This is a genomic window from Streptomyces durhamensis, from assembly GCF_000725475.1.
Lineage (GTDB): Bacteria > Actinomycetota > Actinomycetes > Streptomycetales > Streptomycetaceae > Streptomyces > Streptomyces filipinensis.
Window position 1 is genome coordinate 51026 of sequence record NZ_JNXR01000004.1, and the last position, 17424, is coordinate 68449.

At 72.4% G+C, this 17424-nt stretch carries 15 protein-coding genes; 9 read left to right on the plus strand and 6 right to left on the minus strand.

Annotated features, from left to right (window positions below):
- Positions 1–582: 582 nt before the first annotated feature.
- Positions 583–1293 carry a cyclodityrosine synthase gene (locus IO33_RS0106245; RefSeq protein WP_245235712.1) on the plus strand — a complete coding sequence of 237 codons (711 nt, stop codon included), beginning with the start codon at positions 583–585 and terminating at the stop codon, positions 1291–1293.
- On the plus strand, positions 1290–2501 hold the full coding sequence (locus IO33_RS0106250; protein WP_051926468.1) for a cytochrome P450: 1212 nt from the start codon (positions 1290–1292) through the stop codon (positions 2499–2501). The genes IO33_RS0106245 and IO33_RS0106250 overlap by 4 nt, the downstream gene beginning before the upstream one ends.
- A gap of 166 nt (positions 2502–2667) precedes the next feature.
- Here the strand turns inward: IO33_RS0106250 and IO33_RS0106255 are convergent, their stop codons facing one another.
- Together IO33_RS0106255 and IO33_RS0106260 are read right to left on the minus strand one after the other, a co-directional pair.
- Entirely contained in the window at positions 2668–3534 is an 867-nt protein-coding gene (locus tag IO33_RS0106255) for an SCO6745 family protein (protein ID WP_031161124.1), read from the minus strand.
- A 112-nt stretch (positions 3535–3646) separates the two neighbouring features.
- A complete protein-coding gene (locus IO33_RS0106260) occupies positions 3647–4645 on the minus strand; it encodes a Vgb family protein (protein ID WP_051926470.1) in 999 nt (332 codons plus the stop codon).
- A gap of 499 nt (positions 4646–5144) precedes the next feature.
- On the opposite strand from IO33_RS0106260, the gene IO33_RS0106265 reads away from it, so the two are divergent.
- Positions 5145–5804 (plus strand): hypothetical protein, encoded by a 660-nt coding sequence (locus tag IO33_RS0106265; protein ID WP_031161128.1) that lies wholly within the window; start codon positions 5145–5147, stop codon positions 5802–5804.
- A 259-nt stretch (positions 5805–6063) separates the two neighbouring features.
- On the plus strand, positions 6064–6735 hold the full coding sequence (locus IO33_RS0106270) for a class F sortase (RefSeq protein ID WP_031161130.1): 672 nt from the start codon (positions 6064–6066) through the stop codon (positions 6733–6735).
- A gap of 15 nt (positions 6736–6750) precedes the next feature.
- Here IO33_RS0106270 and IO33_RS0106275 read toward each other — a convergent pair whose 3' ends face one another.
- From IO33_RS0106275 to IO33_RS0106285, 3 genes are all read right to left on the minus strand, one after another.
- Complete coding sequence (locus IO33_RS0106275) at positions 6751–7917, minus strand: SGNH/GDSL hydrolase family protein (protein WP_031161132.1); 1167 nt, start codon at positions 7915–7917, stop codon at positions 6751–6753.
- Positions 7918–7999: 82 nt separating this feature from the next.
- Positions 8000–8569, minus strand: coding sequence for a TetR/AcrR family transcriptional regulator (locus IO33_RS0106280; protein WP_031161134.1), 570 nt, complete (start codon positions 8567–8569; stop codon positions 8000–8002).
- Between the two features lie 592 nt (positions 8570–9161).
- The gene (locus IO33_RS0106285; RefSeq protein ID WP_031161136.1) at positions 9162–9512 is read right to left on the minus strand and encodes a winged helix-turn-helix transcriptional regulator; all 351 of its coding nucleotides are present in this window, start codon (positions 9510–9512) and stop codon (positions 9162–9164) included.
- Positions 9513–9579: 67 nt separating this feature from the next.
- Between IO33_RS0106285 and IO33_RS0106290 the strand changes: the two genes are divergently transcribed.
- From IO33_RS0106290 to IO33_RS0106300, 3 genes are all read left to right on the plus strand, one after another.
- Positions 9580–10467: an NAD(P)-dependent oxidoreductase gene (locus tag IO33_RS0106290; protein WP_031161138.1), complete on the plus strand. Its 888-nt coding sequence runs from the start codon at positions 9580–9582 to the stop codon at positions 10465–10467.
- Between the two features lie 184 nt (positions 10468–10651).
- The gene (locus IO33_RS0106295; protein ID WP_031161140.1) at positions 10652–11602 is read left to right on the plus strand and encodes a LysR family transcriptional regulator; all 951 of its coding nucleotides are present in this window, start codon (positions 10652–10654) and stop codon (positions 11600–11602) included.
- A 246-nt stretch (positions 11603–11848) separates the two neighbouring features.
- Positions 11849–13741 (plus strand): collagenase, encoded by a 1893-nt coding sequence (locus IO33_RS0106300; RefSeq protein WP_037684999.1) that lies wholly within the window; start codon positions 11849–11851, stop codon positions 13739–13741.
- A 70-nt stretch (positions 13742–13811) separates the two neighbouring features.
- On the opposite strand, the gene IO33_RS0106305 is transcribed toward IO33_RS0106300, so the two are convergent.
- Positions 13812–15257, minus strand: a complete 1446-nt coding sequence (locus IO33_RS0106305; RefSeq protein ID WP_031161145.1) for a glyceraldehyde-3-phosphate dehydrogenase — start codon at positions 15255–15257, stop codon at positions 13812–13814.
- Positions 15258–15441: 184 nt separating this feature from the next.
- On the opposite strand from IO33_RS0106305, the gene IO33_RS0106310 reads away from it, so the two are divergent.
- Together IO33_RS0106310 and IO33_RS0106315 are read left to right on the plus strand one after the other, a co-directional pair.
- A complete protein-coding gene (locus IO33_RS0106310; protein ID WP_245235713.1) occupies positions 15442–16653 on the plus strand; it encodes a hypothetical protein in 1212 nt (403 codons plus the stop codon).
- A 405-nt stretch (positions 16654–17058) separates the two neighbouring features.
- Positions 17059–17379: a hypothetical protein gene (locus tag IO33_RS0106315; protein WP_031161150.1), complete on the plus strand. Its 321-nt coding sequence runs from the start codon at positions 17059–17061 to the stop codon at positions 17377–17379.
- Positions 17380–17424 lie beyond the last annotated feature (45 nt).

Here is a 17424-nt window from a genome sequence, read left to right on the forward strand (position 1 = left end):
GTGTGGCGCATGGGGGGAGGCCGACGAACGCGTCCTCGGGGCCGTCGGGCGGTGGCGCTCCGAAATCCGAAGCACCCGAGGCATGCAGCGTGGCCGGGGCCTGGCCGAAATGCAGCGTTTCCATCAGGACAGGTCGCCCGGTGGGGACCCACTCCGCCGCCATCGACCGCTCGTCGCACCCGGGTACCGCCGGCCCCCGGACCGCGTCCGCGGCGGCCGGCCGGCGCCGTGCCGCCACTTCGGCGCGGAGCTCCCCGAGAGTATCGCCGCGCTTGGTCATCACCGCAGTTCAGCTGCCCAAGGTCACCTCGGCCGGCGGCCCGGCAGTCGTTGGGGCACCCGTGGCCGGGCGTCCGGTGAGCCGGCACTCCACCGGCCCCGGATGTCGACCACGGCCGGCGGTGTACAACCGCCAACCGGGAGTGGTAGCGCGGGCCTTCAACTATTGCTACGACTGTTTTCAGCCAAACCCCGGCGGTAACTACCCGTGCTGATTCCGTACGGCTAGCGTGAGGGCGCCGCGCAGCCACACCAGGGGCACAGGGCCCCGCCGGGACTAGCGCGCGGCGGAGGATTTCCCTCTTGACCACAGCATCCGTGCTGATGGCCGACGTCTTCGAAGTCCAGCCGTACACCTCCCACTGCGAAGTCATCCTGGGCGAGGGCGCCCATGCGGTGATCGGTGTGTCCCCGGGCAACAGTTACTTCTCCGCGCGTCGCCTGCACGACCTCGCCCGCTGGGGGCTGGACCACTTCGACCGGGTCGACTTCGTCTACACCGACCTGTACGTCGCCGAGATGTACGAGGCCTCCGGCTACCCTCCGGACGAGGCCCGGCGCAAGGCGGTGAAGAACCTGCGCGGGGTGCGCGCCAAGGTCCGTGACGCGGTGTCGGCGGCCGACCCGGACGGCCTGCGGCTTGACTGGCACCCGATGTCGGAGTTCCGCACCAACCCCGCGTACCAGGAAATCCACCGGCACCTGCAGGCGCGCCTGGCCTCCGACGGGGCCTTCCGGGCCGTGTGCGAGGCCTTGGTGAATCGTTTCCTCAGCGCCCGGGGTGAGGCACCGACCGAGCGGCAGCGCGCCGTGTGCCTGGAGTACGTCTGCGCCGAGGCCCCGCTCTTCCTGGACACCCCCGCCATCCTCAAAGTGCCCTCCTCCCTCAACTGCTACCACCAACTGCTGCCGATGGCCGAGCTGTTGTACTCCCGCGGCGCCGGCCTGCGCGCCTCCCGCAACCAGGGCCACGCCATCGTCACCCCCATCGCCCTGGAAGGAGCCGTGGCATGACCACCGCCCCCGACACCCGCACCGACCACCCGCCCCTGCTCGACTTCCCGTTCTCCTGGAACGGCACCGAGGTCCCCGCCGAGGTCGAGGAGCTACGCGCCGCCACCCCCGTACGGCGCGTGCGCACCCTCGCCGGTGACGAGGCCTGGCTGGTGTCGTCGTACGACCTGTGCGCACAGGTGCTGAAGGACGACCGGTTCTCCCTGAAGGACACCTCCGCCCCCGGAGCGCCCCGGCAGTACGCGCTCACGATCCCGCCCGAGGTCGTGAACAACATGGGCAACATCACCGGCGCCGGGCTGCGCAGGGCGGTGCTGAAGGCACTCAACCCGAAGTCCCCGGGTCTGCTGGAGTGGCTGCGCGAGGAGGCGCACCGGCTGGTGGACCGCATGGTGGCCGACGGCCCGACGGCCGACCTGCGCGACGCGTTCTGCGAGCCCTACTCGGCCGGCATGCACTGCCGTATCCTCGGCATCCCGCAGACCGAGGCCCCGGCCTTCCTGCGCAGCCTCGACATCGCCTTCATGAACTCGCCGTGCCCGATCACCGGCGCGAAGATCAACTGGGACCGGGACATCTCCCGGATGACGGCCCTGCTCGACGACCCGGCGACGCACGGCCTGATGGGCGAACTAGCCGCCCTGCGCGACGACCCCGACTACGCCCACCTCAGCGACGAGATGCTGGCCACGGTCGGTGTCACGATGTTCGGCGCGGGCGTCATCTCCACCGCGGGCTTCCTCGCCATGGCCCTGGTGTACCTGCTCACCCACCCCATCGCCCGCGACCTCCTGCGGGACAGGCCGGACTTGATCGGCCCGGGTGTGGAGGAGCTGCTGCGGGTCAACCTCTCCATCGGTGACGCCCTGCCCCGCCTCGCCCTGGAGGACGTCCGGCTCGGCGACGTCGACATCCGCGCGGGCGAGCTCGCCCTGGTGCTGGTGGAGGGTGCCAACCTCGACCCGGAGAAGTTCCCCGACCCGCACCGCTTCGACATCCACCGCGAGAACACGGCCGACCACCTCTCCTTCGGCGGCGGCGCCCACTACTGCCCCGCGACCGCGCTCGGCCGCGCGCACGCCCGGATCGCCCTGGAGGTCCTCCTCGACCGCCTCCCGGACCTCGCGCTCGCCGTACCGCCCGGCCAACTGGTGTGGCGCACGGGCTTCATGAAGCGGATCCCCGAGCGGCTCCCGGTCGCCTGGTAGCCCGCGGCACCCCGCCCTCCGCACGCGGTCCCCGCCCCGGCACCCCCGCCGGGGCACCGACGGGACCGACTGCTGGAGGGCGGGCGTCGGCGCCGGCATTCCCGGCCGGCCGGCGTCGGGTACCCCGGCGCGCCGGACCGGCACGGGCGGCTCTCCCGGAGTGCGGTCAGCGGGCGACGCGGGTCAGGCCCACCGGATTGCCCGGTGGCAGCAGGCCCGAACCCTCGACCGCGCGGGCCAGCGGGTTCAGCAACTCGGCGAGACGTGCGGTGCGCTCGGTGCCCAGCGCGGTCCACGGTCCTTCCGCCGCCGCGTCCGTCAGCGCCTCCACCTCGGCGCGGACGGCCATCCCGGCCGCGTCGAGCGAGCCGTCGGCGGCAAGCAGCCCGCGCTCGCGCAGCCGCGTCGTGGCCGCCTCCCAGTCGGACTGCTCCCACCTGCGCGTCTCCCGCAGCAGCGCCCCGTCGGACTCACCGGCCGCGGCCTTGAGCACCATGGCCTCGACGGGCCCGAGCCCCTGGCTCACCAGCACCGCGACATGCGAGTCGCCGCGGTGCTCGCGCAGGGTTGTCAGGGCCTGCCACAGCCGCGCGGTGGGGCGGCCAGGGCACTCCAGTGCCTGATTCGCGGCGGCCAGCACCCGGCCCGTGGTGTCCGCCGCCGCGGTGGCCTCCCAGGCGAGATCGGCGGTCTCGGCGAACTCGGCCGAGCGCACGGTGTCCGCTCCGAACAGGCCGTCCATCGCCGCGTCCAGGGCGTCCTGACGCGCGGCCAGCACCTCGGCGGGAGTCGCGTACGTCCAGGCGTCGGGCAGCGCCCGGGCCACCCGGTCAGCGTGGAAGACGTAGAAGCAGCTCGTCACGACGGACGGCGGAACGCTGCCGAGCGGTGCGGCGCGCAGCGCGAAGTACCCCATCCAGAACCCGCGCATCCCGAGCGCGTCCGTGGCCCGGCGCACCTCCGGCGCGAAGTACACGAGATCGTGCACCGGCTCGTAGCGCTCCCACAGCTGCCGTGCCATCCCGTCCGCCACCGCTTCCTCCCACCGCGTCGACGTGTGCCGTCGGGACCAGCCTGCTTTATGACGGCTGTCATAACAAGAGGGGCGGGTATCGGGAGCGCCGTTCGCCCGGCGCTGCCGGACCTCAGCCGGGCGGCGTCCGGACCCGGCCCACGGCGTTGCCGATCAGTTCGGTGAACCACACGGTCCGGTCGGGGCCCGTGGTCAGCCGGAAGGGCACTCGGGCGGCGCCGTCCGGCACCGGGAAGGTGGTGATCGCGCCCTCAGCGGTGATCCGGCCGATCCGGCCGGACCGGTCGGCGTACCAGACGTGCCCGTCGGGCCCGCGGGTGATGCCGCGCGGCCCGGCCCCCGGGCCCGGCAGCGCGAAACGGGTGACGTCGCCGTCGTAGCCGATGCGTTCGACCGCGTTCGAGCCCGAAGTGGTGAGCCACATTCCGCCGGGTCCGGCGGCGATGTCCTCAGGATGGCCGTCGGCGCGTGGCAGCGGATATTCCGTGATCCGGCCAGAGGGGGTGATCCGGCCGACCTTCCCGGTGGCCGGCTCGGTGAACCACAGCGCCCCGTCGTCACCCTGCGCGATGGAGTGCGGGGAGGCGCCCGCGGTGGGGAGCCGGTACTCGCTGATCCGTCCGGAGGCGGTGATCCGGCCGATCCCGTCCGTGTTCGCCTCGGTGAACCACAGGGCCCCGTCCGGCCCGAGCGCGATCCCGGCCGGTCCGCTGTCGGCCGTGGGGACCGGGAACTCCGTGAGACGGCCGGAGGTGGTGACGCGGCCGATCTTGTCGGCGCCGGTCTCCGCGAACCACAGGGCTCCGTCGGGCCCCTCGGTGATCGCGGTGGGACCGGTGTCCGGATCGGAGGTGGGGAAGTCGGTCATGGTGCCGTCGGGCGCGATCCGCCCGATCCTTCCGACACCGCTCTCCGTGAACCACATGGCCTGGTCCGGACCCGCGGCGATGCCGGAGGGAGCGCTGTAGGCGGCGGTGGTCACCGGAAACTCCGTCACATCCCCGCCGTCGGCCCGGGCGGGGACGGCGATCATGGCGACACCGGTCAGCGCACCCAGCGCCGCTGCGGACAGCCGGACGCCTCCTCGTCTCGACAGGTGGGTCCCGGCCATGGGGCGGCTCCTTCTCGGCGGGCCGGCGGCAGGGGAGCCGCCGGAAGGTGAGGGAGTGTCGGACTCAGGCTAGGAGCGCGCGCACCACCGTACGAGCCGGTCGATCCGCCGGGAGTACCCCCGCTCCGGCCGGAACCCGTGCGGCTGCGGGCCGGGAAGCGGGTTCCACGCGTTCCCCGACCGTTGCCGGGGTCGACCGCACGGCCTCCCTCCGAACGGTCCAGCGCACCGCCGACGGGGGGAGGCGTTCAGGGACGAGGGGGCCGCGGACAGGAACTTGCTTATCGCCTCTCTTCAACGAGAGCAAAATGTGCGCGACAGCTGTGGTCGCAGGGGGCCTGTCGAGTGGGACCACTGGGGCAGACGGGTGGCGCAGTGACACGGCTGGGCGGCCCGGATGGTGGGAGCCGGGGCCCTCACTGACGGTGGTTCATGTCGAGGCCGGGTCTGTCCAGCTGATGAGGTATCCGCTGCCCGACCCCGGCGGAAGGACATCACTATGCGTTCTGCACGCATGCTTCTGGCGACGGCTGCCGCCACGGCCGCCCTCGCCTTCGCCGCTCCCGGTGCCGCGTTCGCGGTGCCCGCGGCCGACGGCGGAGGCCGTGACGGCTCCTCGCACAGCCAGGGGCGCGACCATGACTCCGGCGACGACCACGGTCGCGACCAGGACGACTCGGGTCGCGGCCACGACAATGATCGCGGCGACGACCACGGCAGCGGCCGCGGACACGACGAGCCGCGCGGTGGAATGCACACGGGTGGCGGAGCGCTCGCCCTGGTGCAGGGCAACGACTGGGGCTCGGACTCGGGGAGTGACGACAGCCGGTTCGATCCAGAGAGCTACCGGGACGGGGGCAAGAGCGGCGACCGGGACGGCGGTCGCGGCGATGACGAGCGAGGCGACGAGGGGCGGGGCAACGACGAGCGCGGCGGCAACGACGAGCGGGGCGGCAACGACGAGCGGGGCGGCAACGACGAGCGCGGCGGCGAGCGGGGCGGCGGCGACGGCCGCGAAAAGCCGCGCGGCGGTATGCACACCGGCGGCGGCGCGCTTGCCACTCCGAGTGTCACCGCGGGCGGTCTCGCCGTGCTGGGCGTGGGCGCCGCCGGCATGTACGCGATGCGTCGCAAGAAGGCCGGCCAGCCGGCCGTCTGACCCGACGACTCGTCACCCGAGGCTGCGGCCGCCGCCGACGCGCGCACCGCGTCGGCGGCCCGCACTCGCGGCGGCCGGTCCGCGGCCCCGCCTGCGCGCCGGTGACCGCAGCGAACGCCCGTACGCCCCCCGACGACCGAGCCTGGCGCTCCGGCGCCCCGCTCGCTGACGCTCCTGGACGTCCCCCCCGCGCCGGGCATGTGCACCGGCACCCCTGTTCTGATCCCCGTGCTGCCGCGACCGAGTGAGGTGGTGTCCGATGGCAGCAGATCCCTCCTCCTCGCCCCCCGCCCAACCGCCGGCGGACGGGCAGAGTCCGGGCCGCGGCGGGCGGCTGACACTGTGGGGCGTGGCGCTCACGCTCCTCGCCGTCACCCTGTTCGGCGGACACCACGACTCCGACGACGCGTCACGGGCGTCCCGTGCCGCGGGCGCGAGCGCCGCCGCGGGGGCCGACCCCCAGCAGTCCGGGAAGGCGCTGCCCCGGTCCGCTCCGACCCGTCTGGTCATCCCGAAGATTTCCGTGGACGCCCCCTTCACCACGCTGGACATCGGCGCCTCCGGCCAGCTGGAGCCCCCGCCGGCGGGCGACACCAACCTCGTCGGCTGGTACGCCAAGGGAGTCTCGCCCGGTGAGCGGGGCACCGCCGTCATCGCCGGGCACGTCGACACGACGACCTCCGCCGCCGTCTTCGCCGGCCTCGACGACCTGCGGCGCGGTGACCGCTTCACCGTGCAGCGCGCCGACGGGAGCGACGCCGAGTTCGTCGTGGACAGTGCCGAGACCTTCGCCAAGGACGACTTCCCCAGCCAGCGGGTCTACGCAGACGCCCAGCGCCCCGAGGTCCGGCTGATCACCTGCGCGGGGGACTACGACCACGATGTGCGGGACTACACCGACAACCTCGTCGTCTTCGCCCACCTGGTGTGAGCCGGCCCGTACGGGTCAGGCGGCGGTGTCCGTGAAGGGGCCGCCCGGCGTGAACGCCAGCGCCGCGAACCGTTCGCCGATCCGGCGGTGGGCGGCGGCGTCCGGGTGGAGCCCGTCGGGCAGCGGCAGTTCGGCGGCGTCGGCCTCGCCGTACAGCTCACGGCCGTCGAGGTGGTGCAGATGCGGGTCGTCGGCCGACCGCTCGCGCACGATCCGGGAGAGTTCGTCCCGGATGACTCCGAGGGTGAGTTTCCCGCTCGCCCTCTCCGCCGGATCCCCGGCCGCACGGAACCGCAGCCGGCCCTCGCTCAGGGCGGAGAAGTCCGGGAGGCTGGGGCCGGGCGTGTCCTCGTGGATGGGGCACAGGATCGGCGAGACGACGAGCAGCGGGGTGTCCGGGTGACCGTCGCGCACGGTGTCGAGGAAGCCGTGGACGGCGGGGCCGAACGCGCGCAGCCGCATCAGATCGGTGTTCACGAGGTTGATGCCCAGTTTGACGCTGATCAGGCCGGCCGGCGTGTCGCGCAGCGTGCGCGCGGTGAAGGGGTCGAGCAGGGCGCTCCCGGCCAGCCCCAGGTTGATCAGGTCCACGCCGCCGAGGGACGCGGCGAGCGCGGGCCAGGTGGTGGTCGGGCTCGCGGCGTCCGAGCCGTGACTGATGGAACTGCCGTGGTGCAGCCACACCCTGCCGCCCTGGTCCGGTACGGGTTCGACGGGTGCGTCGGTGCGCAGCGCGACGAGTTCGGTCGTCTCGTTGTGCGGCAGCCAGATCTCCACGAGCTTGACGGTGCCGGGCAGTCCGGTGAAACGGAGGGTGCCGACGGGGCCCTGCCGGTGTTCGGCGGTCCCGGCGGCCATGTCGATCGTGAGGGTGCTGCCGCCGGCGACCCGGCCGCTGCCGGCCGGACGTCCGTCGACGAGCAGGTCGTACACGCCGTCCGGGCGGGGCGGTGCGCCGACGTAGACCCGCTTGGTCGGCAGGGTGTCCAGCTCGACCGTGGTCGCGCGGGTGCGGAAGACCAGCCGTACGCCGGAGGGCTGGGACTCCGCCACGGCCAGCTGGGGATCGGCGCACTGCGCACGCGCGCGGGCCGGCAGCCGGTGCGGCAGCAGCCCCTGGGCGGTGCGTTCCAGATCGAGGGCGCCGCGCAGGAGGTCGGGGGTGATCGGGATGGTGTCCATGGTGTCGCCCTGCGTTTCGGGGGAGTCGTAGGAGGCCGTCAGGCGTCGTGAGAGGGGGGAGCGGACGTGCGAGGTGCTGGGATCAGGCCGTGGGCCAGGCGCGCAGCAAGGAGTCGAGGGCGTCCAGGATGCGGGTCCAGGACTCCTGGGAGTCGGGGGCGCTGTGGCTGAACCCGCCGGCCGTCTCCAGGCTGACGTAGCCGTGGAAGACGCTGCCGAGGAGCCGGACCGCGTGGGTCTGTCCGGGCTCGGGCAGGTCGTAGCCGCGCAGGATCGCCCGGGTCATCTGCGCGTGCCGGCCGCCCGCGCTCGCGGCCGCCGACTCGGGGTCCAGCGGGTGCCGGGCCGCCGCGTAGCGGCCGGGGTGTGCGCGGGCGTAGTCGCGGTACACGTCGGCGAACGCGATGAGGGCGTCCTTGCCGGCCCGGCCGGCGAGCGCCTCGGCGGCGCGGTCGGCCAGCTCCTCCAGGGCGAGCAGCGCGATCCGGGTCTTGAGGTCCTGGGAGTTCTTCAGGTGCGAGTAGAGGCTCGCGGCCTTCACGTCGAACCGCCGGGCCAGCGCGGACACGGTCACCTGGTCGAAGCCGACCTCGTCGGCCAGCTCCGCACCCGCACGGACCAGCCGGTCGGTCGTCAGACCTGCGCGAACCATCAGCTCTCTCCCTCCCGCCATAAGTGATTATGTATTTGCCTAAACACTTTAGGCAAATGAAGGCGTGCTGTAGCCAAGTGAGGCCGGAGGAGTCCGGTCACGGGGCCGTGGACTCGCGGGGCACCAGGGAGAGGGGCCGACGAACTCCTCCTGGTCCACCGGCGGACCCGCGCTGCCCGGCCGGGCGAGGAGCAGGGCGACGGCCCGCTCGGCCATCAACACGCCGTCGAAGTCCGGCCCACCGGCCACCATCCCCCGTGCCTCCCGGGCCCCTGCCGCCATGGTGAGCGCCGGTACGCTCCGCACCAGCTCCGGATCCCCGGGCAGGCCGGCCACGGCGAGCGCCTGCCGGTAGCCGGTGTGCCGCAGGCCTGCGGCGTCCGCGGGGCGTCGACCATCCGGGGGCGCCGCTCGCGGGGGCCGATGCCGTCCTTCCAGTGGTACTCGTCGGCGAACAGCCGCCCGGCCAGCGCGGGTTGGGGACACCCACTTTTTTGTGCGTACTTGGCAGCCGCAGCACCCCCGGGAGAGGCTGTTTCACGAGGTCAGAGGCCAGCGCGACGATGCGGGAGGAGGTGACGGCGGTGGTGCGTCAGGACGCGGCCCCGCGTGCGCGAAGCCGTTCCAGGCGGCGGTGTCCCCAGTCGGACACGGGGCCCAGGGCCGCGGCCAGGTCGCGGCCGAAACCGGTCAGCGTGTACTCGGTCTTCGGCGGCAGCACGTCGTACACCTCCCGGTGCACCAGGCCGTCCTCCTCCATCTCGCGCAGCGCCTGAGTCAGTACCTTCTCGCTCAACCCCGGCAGCAGACGCCGTAGTTCCGCGGGCCGGCGCGGGCCGGACTCCAGGTGCCACAACAAGGACGTCTTCCACTTGCCGTCGATCACGGCGATCGCGGCGGTCACCCCGCAGACGTTCGGGTCCTGGGCGCGGCTGCGTGTCATCGGCGTCCTTTTCTGTCCCTCATCAGGCCGTACGGCCGTATTCCTTTATCTCTACGGGAGTTGAAACATGCCCACATCCACGAATCTTCCTGCCGTCACCGTGCTCGGTCTCGGCCCGATGGGCCGCTCGCTGGCCGGTGCGTTCCTGCGGGCCGGGCTGCGCACCACGGTCTGGAACCGCACACCCGGCCGGGACCGGGAGCTGGTCGAGCAGGGTGCGGCGAGCGCCGGATCGGCCGAGAAGGCCGTGGCCGCCGGTGACCTGACCGTCGTCTGCGTGGTGGACTACGACGCGGTCGACGCCCTCCTGCGGCCCGAGCCCGTCACCCGCGCGCTCAAGGCCCGAACCGTCGTGAACCTCACCGCCGACACCCCTGCCCGGGCCCGGGAGACGGCGGACTGGGCGGCGGCCCACGGCATCCGCTACCTGGACGGCGCGATCATGACCCCGGCGCCCAGCATCGGCACCCCGGAAGCCGTCTTCCTGCACAGCGGACCGCGGGAGCTGTACGAGGAGATCCGGCCCGCGCTGGAGGCACTGGGCGGCACGCACACCCACCTCGGCGAGGACCCCGGACGCGCCGCCACGTTCGACATCGCGCTGCTCGATCTCTTCTGGACGGCCATGGCGGGCTACGCGCACGCCGTTGCGATCGCCCGCGCGGAGGGCGTCACGGCCGGGGAACTGGCACCCTTCGCCCAGGGCATCGGCGCGATCCTGCCGCCGCTCTTCGCCCAGTTCGCGCAGGACGCCGACGACGGCACTTACTCCGGGGCGATCAACCCCCTCACCTCGGCTGCGTCGACCATGGCCCATGTCGTGGCCGTCTCCGAGGCGCACGGCATCGACGCGGGCGTGATCCGCGCGGTGGAGGGCATGGCCCGGCGCACCATCGGCCTCGGCCATGGCACGGACGGCTTCATCCGGGTCGCGGAGGTGCTCGGCCGCCACTGAGACCGGCCCGCCCGCAAGCGCTGCCACGAGGTCGGCGGGCCTGCGACTTGTGCCGGACGCGGCACAGTGCGACGCTTCGGTCCGCCGGCCACGACCACAGCCGGCGGTGGCTGTGAGCAGTGGTTTTCCCCGGGAGGCGGATGGATCCCCCGGGGCGGCCGTGGACGGAACGGGGAGTGGCGCGATGGAGCTGGAGCTGCGGCACCTGCGGGTGCTGTGTGCGATCGCCGACGCCGGCAGCGTGGGGCGCGCGGCGGCACAGCTCGGCTACTCGCAGCCGGCCGTGAGCACCCAGCTGCGGCGCATCGAGCGCCACCTCGGCGAGCCGCTCTTCGAGCGCGGCACGAGCGGGGTCCGGCCGACCCGCTACGGTGCCGAGGTCGTCGCCCAGGCCCGCGACGTGCTGGCCCGCGCCGACGCCATCGGCCACCGCCCGGCCGCCGCGCGAGCCCGCCGTACGCTGCGCGTGGCGGCCACCAACTCGCCCATGCTGTCCGGCACGGTCTCCCGCGTCCGCACCCGCCTGCCGGAACTGTCCCTCGCGGTCACCAGCGTCTACGCCTCCTCGCGGATCGTCGAGCTGCTGGAGGAGGGCGGGGTGGACGCGGCCATCGCCGCCGACTACCCGGGCATGGAGCTGAGCCACTCGGCCGCGGTGCGGCACCGCGGGATCGTCACCGAGCCCACGTTCGTGGCCCTGCCCTCCCGGCACCGGCTGCGCCAGTGCGCCCAGGTCCAGCTCGCCGATCTCGCCGAGGACGCGTGGTTCGTGACCCCGGACGACGGCGCCGGCTGGCCCGGGGTGTTCTACGACGCCTGTGCGGCGGCCGGGTTCACACCGGTCACCGTCCACGAGTTCCTCGGCGACCAGACCCAGCTGCAGAGCATGATCGCCGACGGCCTGGGGGTGTCCCTCGTGCAGCCGACGCTGCGCCCGATCCCGCACGTCGTGGTCAAGCCGCTGGTCGGCTCGCCGCTGTGGTGCCGGTATGTGCTGGCCTGGCGACCCGACACCGTCACCGAGGAGGTCGTGGACGCGCTGTCCCAGTCCGCCACGGCCGCCTACCGCGAGCTCGTCGCCCAGGCACCCCACCTGCGGGCCTGGGCCTCGCGGACGTGGAGCGTCGGGGCGTAGCGACCGGCGTCCGCGGACGGTCGCCGCGATCGCGGCACGTCACAGGCGTGCCGTGATGTTATGAGCGATCAGTGTCATGTGCTATGTCACACGGCATTGTTGGGGCGGGCGGCCCGCTGAGACAGTGCCTCACACGCCTCAACACCCCACCGAGGCGCATCCCTTCGTGGAGGAATCCCGATGCGCTATCGCTTCGCGCCGCCCAGACGCATGCCCGGCCGTCCCCACCCCCGTGCACGCGGACGCATGGCCGGTGCCGCGGCCGTCTGCGTCACCGTGGCCGGGCTGCTGTCCACGCCGGCGCTGGCGGCACCACAGCCGCACACCGCTGCCGCCGGCACTCCCCGCGGGCACACGTCCGTGCCCTCACCGACCGGCGCGTCCACCGCCGTCACCGAGCGTCCAGCACACCAGGCCCGGCGGCTCAGCCCCGCCCAGCTCCCGCCCCTGCAGCCGCTGGCGGGCAGGCCGGTCCGCAAGGCGGCGACGGCGGCCTCCTGCACCCCGGGTGACTTCGGCAGCCGTTCCGGCTCCGCCCTCGCCGCCTTCGTGAAAGCCTCGTCCACGGACTGCGTCAACACCCTGTTCTCGGTGACCGGCAAGGACGCGCACGACGTCTTCCGTCAGTCCCAGATGCTCAGCGTGGCGGCCGCGTACACCCGCACGGCCGGGCAGTACCGCGGTGACGACTCCGGCGGCCTGGAGCAACTGGTCCTCTTCCTGCGCGCCGGCTACTACGTGCAGTTCAACCACTCCGGGGACGTGGGCTCCTACAGCGCTCGTCTGACCAAGGCGGTCACGGCCGGCCTGGACGCGTTCTTCGCCCGGTCCCACTCGCGCGACGTGACGGCGGTGAACGGCGACATCCTCGGCGAGACCGTCATCCTCACCGACAGCGCCGACCAGCAGGGCCGCTATCTGTACGTCTACCGGCGGCTGCTGAACGCCTACGCCGGCTCGTACGACTCCGTCGACAGCATGGTCAGGGCCGTCAACGACGTCTACACCCCGTTGTGGCGCGGCAACTGGAACCCCGACTACGTGAAGGCGGTCGCGGACGACCCCCGGATCATCGACACCCTGTACGACTTCGCGCTCGCCCACACCGATCTGCTCGGCACCGACCGGGCGTTCCTGGACTCCAACGCCGGGATGAACCTGGCCCGTTACGTCGAGCACCCCGAACTGCGGGGCACCGTCCGCCCGTTGACCAGGGACCTGCTGGACGAGACCGCGATGACCGGCCCCACGGCCGGGCTCTGGGTCGCCGCCGCCACGCAGGCCAACGCCTATGACAGCGCCGACTGCGCGTACTACGACGTCTGCGACCTGCCCGGCAAGCTGACCAAGGCCGTCCTGCCGGTCAGCCGCCAGTGCGATGCGAACGTCACCGTCCTCGCCCAGTCGCTGACCGCCACCGACCTCGACGCCGCCTGCGCCAGCGTGCTCAACCAGAGCGACTACTTCCGCGGAGTCGTGAGGGCCGGGGGAGCGATACCGGGCCAGTACGTGTCCACCATCCAACTCGTGGTCTTCACCAGCCGCGCCGACTACCAGACCTACGCCGGCCCGATCTACGGTATCGACACCGACAACGGCGGCATGACCCTGGACGGCACCCCGTCCGACCCGGCCAACCACGTCACCTCGATCATGTACCAGAAGCCCACGGACGACGGTTTCACGGCCCGGATCTGGAACCTCAACCACGAGTACACGCACTTCCTCGACGGCCGCGACGACATGAAGGGCGCCTTCGACCAGCAGATCTCGGTGCCCGACGTGTGGTGGATCGAGGGCGTCGCCGAGTACGTGTCCTACAGCTACCGGGGCATCGCCGACGGCCAGGCGATCCAGGAGGCGGCCAAGCACACGTACAAGCTGAGCACCCTCTTCGAGAACACCTACGAGAACAGCGACGTCATCCGCACCTACCCGTGGGGCTATCTCGCCGTGCGCTACATGGCCGAGAAGCACCCCGACGACGTCCAGCGCATGCTCGACCGCTTCCGCGCCGGTGACTACGCCGGCGGATACGCCGTCTACCACGACGGCATCGGCACCCGCTACGACGCCGACTTCGACCAGTGGCTCACGGCGTGTGCCGCGGGCGCCTGTGCCGGTCCGGCCAAGGCCTGACCGTACGCGCCCCAGCGGGACGGCCGCCGACCGGAACCCGGTCGGCGGCCGTGGTCGTACCCCGGTACCGTCAGACGGCGGTCGCCGGGTACGTGGGGTACTCCACGCCCGACACGTGCTGGACGACGCGGACGACCTGGCAGGAGTAGCCGAACTCGTTGTCGTACCAGAGGTAGAGGATGGCGTTGTCGCCGTCGACCTTCAGGGCGCCGGCGTCCACGATCGAGGCGTGGCGCGAGCCGATGAAGTCGCTGGAGACCGCGTCGGGCGCCGTGATGAAGTCGATCTGCCGCTTGAGCGGCGAGGTCAGCGAGACCTCGCGCAGGTAGTCGTGGACCTCCTCGCGGGTGGCCTCGCGGGCCAGCTGCAGGTTCAGGATCGCGATCGAGACGTCCGGCACGGGGACGCGGATCGAGCTGCCGCTGATCTTCGCCTTGAGGTCCGGCAGCGCCTTGGCGACGGCGGACGCGGCACCGGTCTCGGTGATCACCATGTTCAGCGGCGCGGAGCGGCCCCGGCGCTCGGACTTGTGGTAGTTGTCCAGCAGGTTCTGGTCGTTGGTGAACGAGTGGACGGTCTCCACGTGGCCGCGCAGCACACCGTACTCGTCGTCCATCGCCTTCAGCGGCGGGACGATCGCGTTGGTGGTGCAGGAGGCGCAGGACAGGATCTGCTCGTCCGGCTTGATGGTGTCGTGGTTGACGCCGTGCACGATGTTCGGGACGTCGCCCTTGCCCGGCGCGGTGAGGACGACCTTCTCGATGCCCGGGCGCAGGTGCTTGGACAGGCCCTCGCGGTCGCGCCACTTGCCGGTGTTGTCGATGAGGATGGCGTCCCGGATGCCGTACTCGGTGTAGTCCACGGCCGACGGGTCGTCGGCGTAGATCACCTTGATGGCGTTGCCGTTGGCGACGATCGTGCTGCTGTCCTCGTCGACGGTGATGGTGCCCTGGAACTGGCCGTGGATGGAATCGCGGCGCAGCAGCGAGGCACGCTTCACGATGTCCTGGGCGCCGCCGCCGCGCACCACGATGGCACGCAGCATCAGGCCGTTGCCGGAGCCGGACTTCTCGATCAGCAGACGGGCGACGAGCCGGCCGATGCGGCCGAAGCCGTACAGCACCACGTCGCGCGGCTCACGGCGCTCGATCTTGTTGGCGCCGGTGGCGCCGGCGACGGCCTCCGCGGTGAACTCCGCGACGCTCAGCCCGCGTTCGTCGGCCTGGTACGTGGTGGCCAGCATGCCGAGGTCGATCTGGGAGGGCCCGAGGTCCAGCGAGGCCAGGGCCTCCAGGAACGGCATGGTCTCGGTGACCGACAGCTCCGCACCCGCGATCTGCCGGGCGAAACGGTGCGTCTTGAGAATGCTGACCACCGACTTGTTCACCAGGGAGCGGCTGTGCAGCAGGACGGTCACGTCCCGCTCGCGGTGCAGCTTCCCGATGAGCGGGATCATCGACTCCGCGATCTCCTCGCGGATCTTCCAGTTGGTGAACGAGTCGTCGTTGACAGTCACGGATCCATCTTTCGAGCTAGGCAGCGCTCATATGGTAACCGCACCCCTCAGGTGCTCCTTCCGAGGGGTCCGGTGTAAGGGATTTGCACCCATTCCTTGACTGATTCCTGAATAGGGGTGGAAGTGCGTAAGAAACCCGGGTCGCGCATTGCACGTCTTACCTGGCGTGCCCAAGGTCAACAGAGTGAGCACCTCTTCCGTACCGCGGCCGCCCGAGCCGGCCGCGCCTTCCGGTCCCCTCCGCCGCCCGGCCCTGCCGCGCATCGCCCGGCGCGGGACCCCCGAGGGCGTACTGCCCGCCCTCGCCCTGTTCGTGTCCGTCCGGCTCGCCGGGATCCTGGTGGTGATCCTCACCAACGCCGTCAGGGGCCACCCGCTCCTGCGGACCCTGGCCCACTCCTGGGATTCTCGCTGGTACCTGCACATCGCCGCCCACGGCTACGGCCACAAGATCTGGATCACCCCGCAGGGCGCCGTGCAGAGCGACTGGGCGTTCTTCCCGCTGTATCCGGGGCTCATCAGGGCGCTGACCACGGTCCTGCCGTTCACCCCCGGCCAGGCCGCGCTGCTCATCGCCTGGGCCGCGGCCGGCGTCGCGGCGTACGGCGTCTACGCCATCGGCCACCACCTCTACGGCCGCGGGGTCGCCACCGCGCTGGTCGCGCTGTGGGCCGCCCTGCCACACTCCGTCGAACTGACCATCGCCTACACCGAGTCGCTGTTCGCCGCGCTCGCGATCTGGTCCCTGTACTGCGTGCTCAGGGGGCGCTGGCTGTGGGCCGGGGCACTGGCCGCGCTGGCCGGGCTGTCCCGCCCGAGCGGCTTCGCGATCGCCGTGGCCGTCTCCCTCGCCGCCGGGTACGAGGCGCTGCGCCGGCGCGGCCGGGTCCCGGTGAGCCTGTGGGCCGGTGCCGTGCTGGCCCCGCTCGGCTGGCTCGGCTATGTGCTGTGGGTGGGAAGCCGGATAGGAGACGTGCTCGGCGGCTACTTCACGGTGCAGAGCGCCTGGGACTCCCGCTTCGACTTCGGCGTGGGTTCGGCACGCTTCCTCAAAGCCCTGCTGCTGCACGGCGGGGGTGTCGTCTACCCGGCCTCTCTGGTGATCGTCGCGGCCGGCGTGCTGCTCTTCGCCCTGCTGTGCCTGGAGCGTGCTCCGCTGGTCCTCGTGGTCTTCGCCGGCGTCCTGATCCTGCTCGTGGTCGGCGGCTCCGGCTCCTTCTCCTCCAAGCCGCGGTTCCTGCTGCCCGCCTTCCCGCTGCTCATCCCCATGGCCCGTGCGCTGGCGCGGAGTTGGCGGAACCGGCCGACCCACGCGATGGTCGTCTACGGTGCACTCACCGTCGTGTCCCTGCTGTTCGGCGCCTATGTGACGGCGGTGGCCCGCTCCCCGCTGTGAGCGACCCACCGGCTGCTTGGCAGCAGCCGGCGCCGGGCCGTCCGGCACCGGGCGATGATCGTGGCCGGGGCGGGCGTGCCGACAGCAGGACCACCGCCCGGAACGCCGAGCGCCCCCGGCAGTTGACCCGGCAGGCCCCTGGCGCGCACGCCCATCACACAGGGGGCGTGCCCGCCGGGGCGGCCCGGGCCCCCGGCGGCCGGCGCGACCATTCCGGTCGCCGCCGCGAGCGCCGGCGTCGGCCACGGCCGCGCGCACTCGGTTGGTCAGCGGCACGCCGAAGTATGAGGTGAGCGCCCCGACGGCAGGGGCGGCACGTCAGCGCCCGGACGCACGGGTTCGTCCGGCGCTGTGCGAACGCCGCGAATCGGGGTAGGCGGGGGGACGCCCGAGGAAAGGATCGTCATGACGACCTATGTGATCAGCGTCCCCGGCACCTTCACGGCGGACATCGGCACCGACACCCGCAGTCGCCTGGCCACGGCGCTCAGGCCCGCCGATCCGCACGGCACCCGGATGGGCAACGCCGAGGACCTGGACGTACTCAGCGTCAACGAGGACAACACCTTCACGCTCCGCCTGACCGTCGAGGCGGACACCGGCCCGCACGCCGAGCAGGAGGCCCGCCGGATCGCCGGCTCCGCCCTCCGGAACGCGGGACTGGACGAGGGGAGCGCGCCGCTGGGGCCCGCCGTGATCACGGGGATCGACTCCGAGGTGCGCTGAACGGGATCCGTACCGCGGCCCGCAGCGGAGGCGAGATCTCACGGT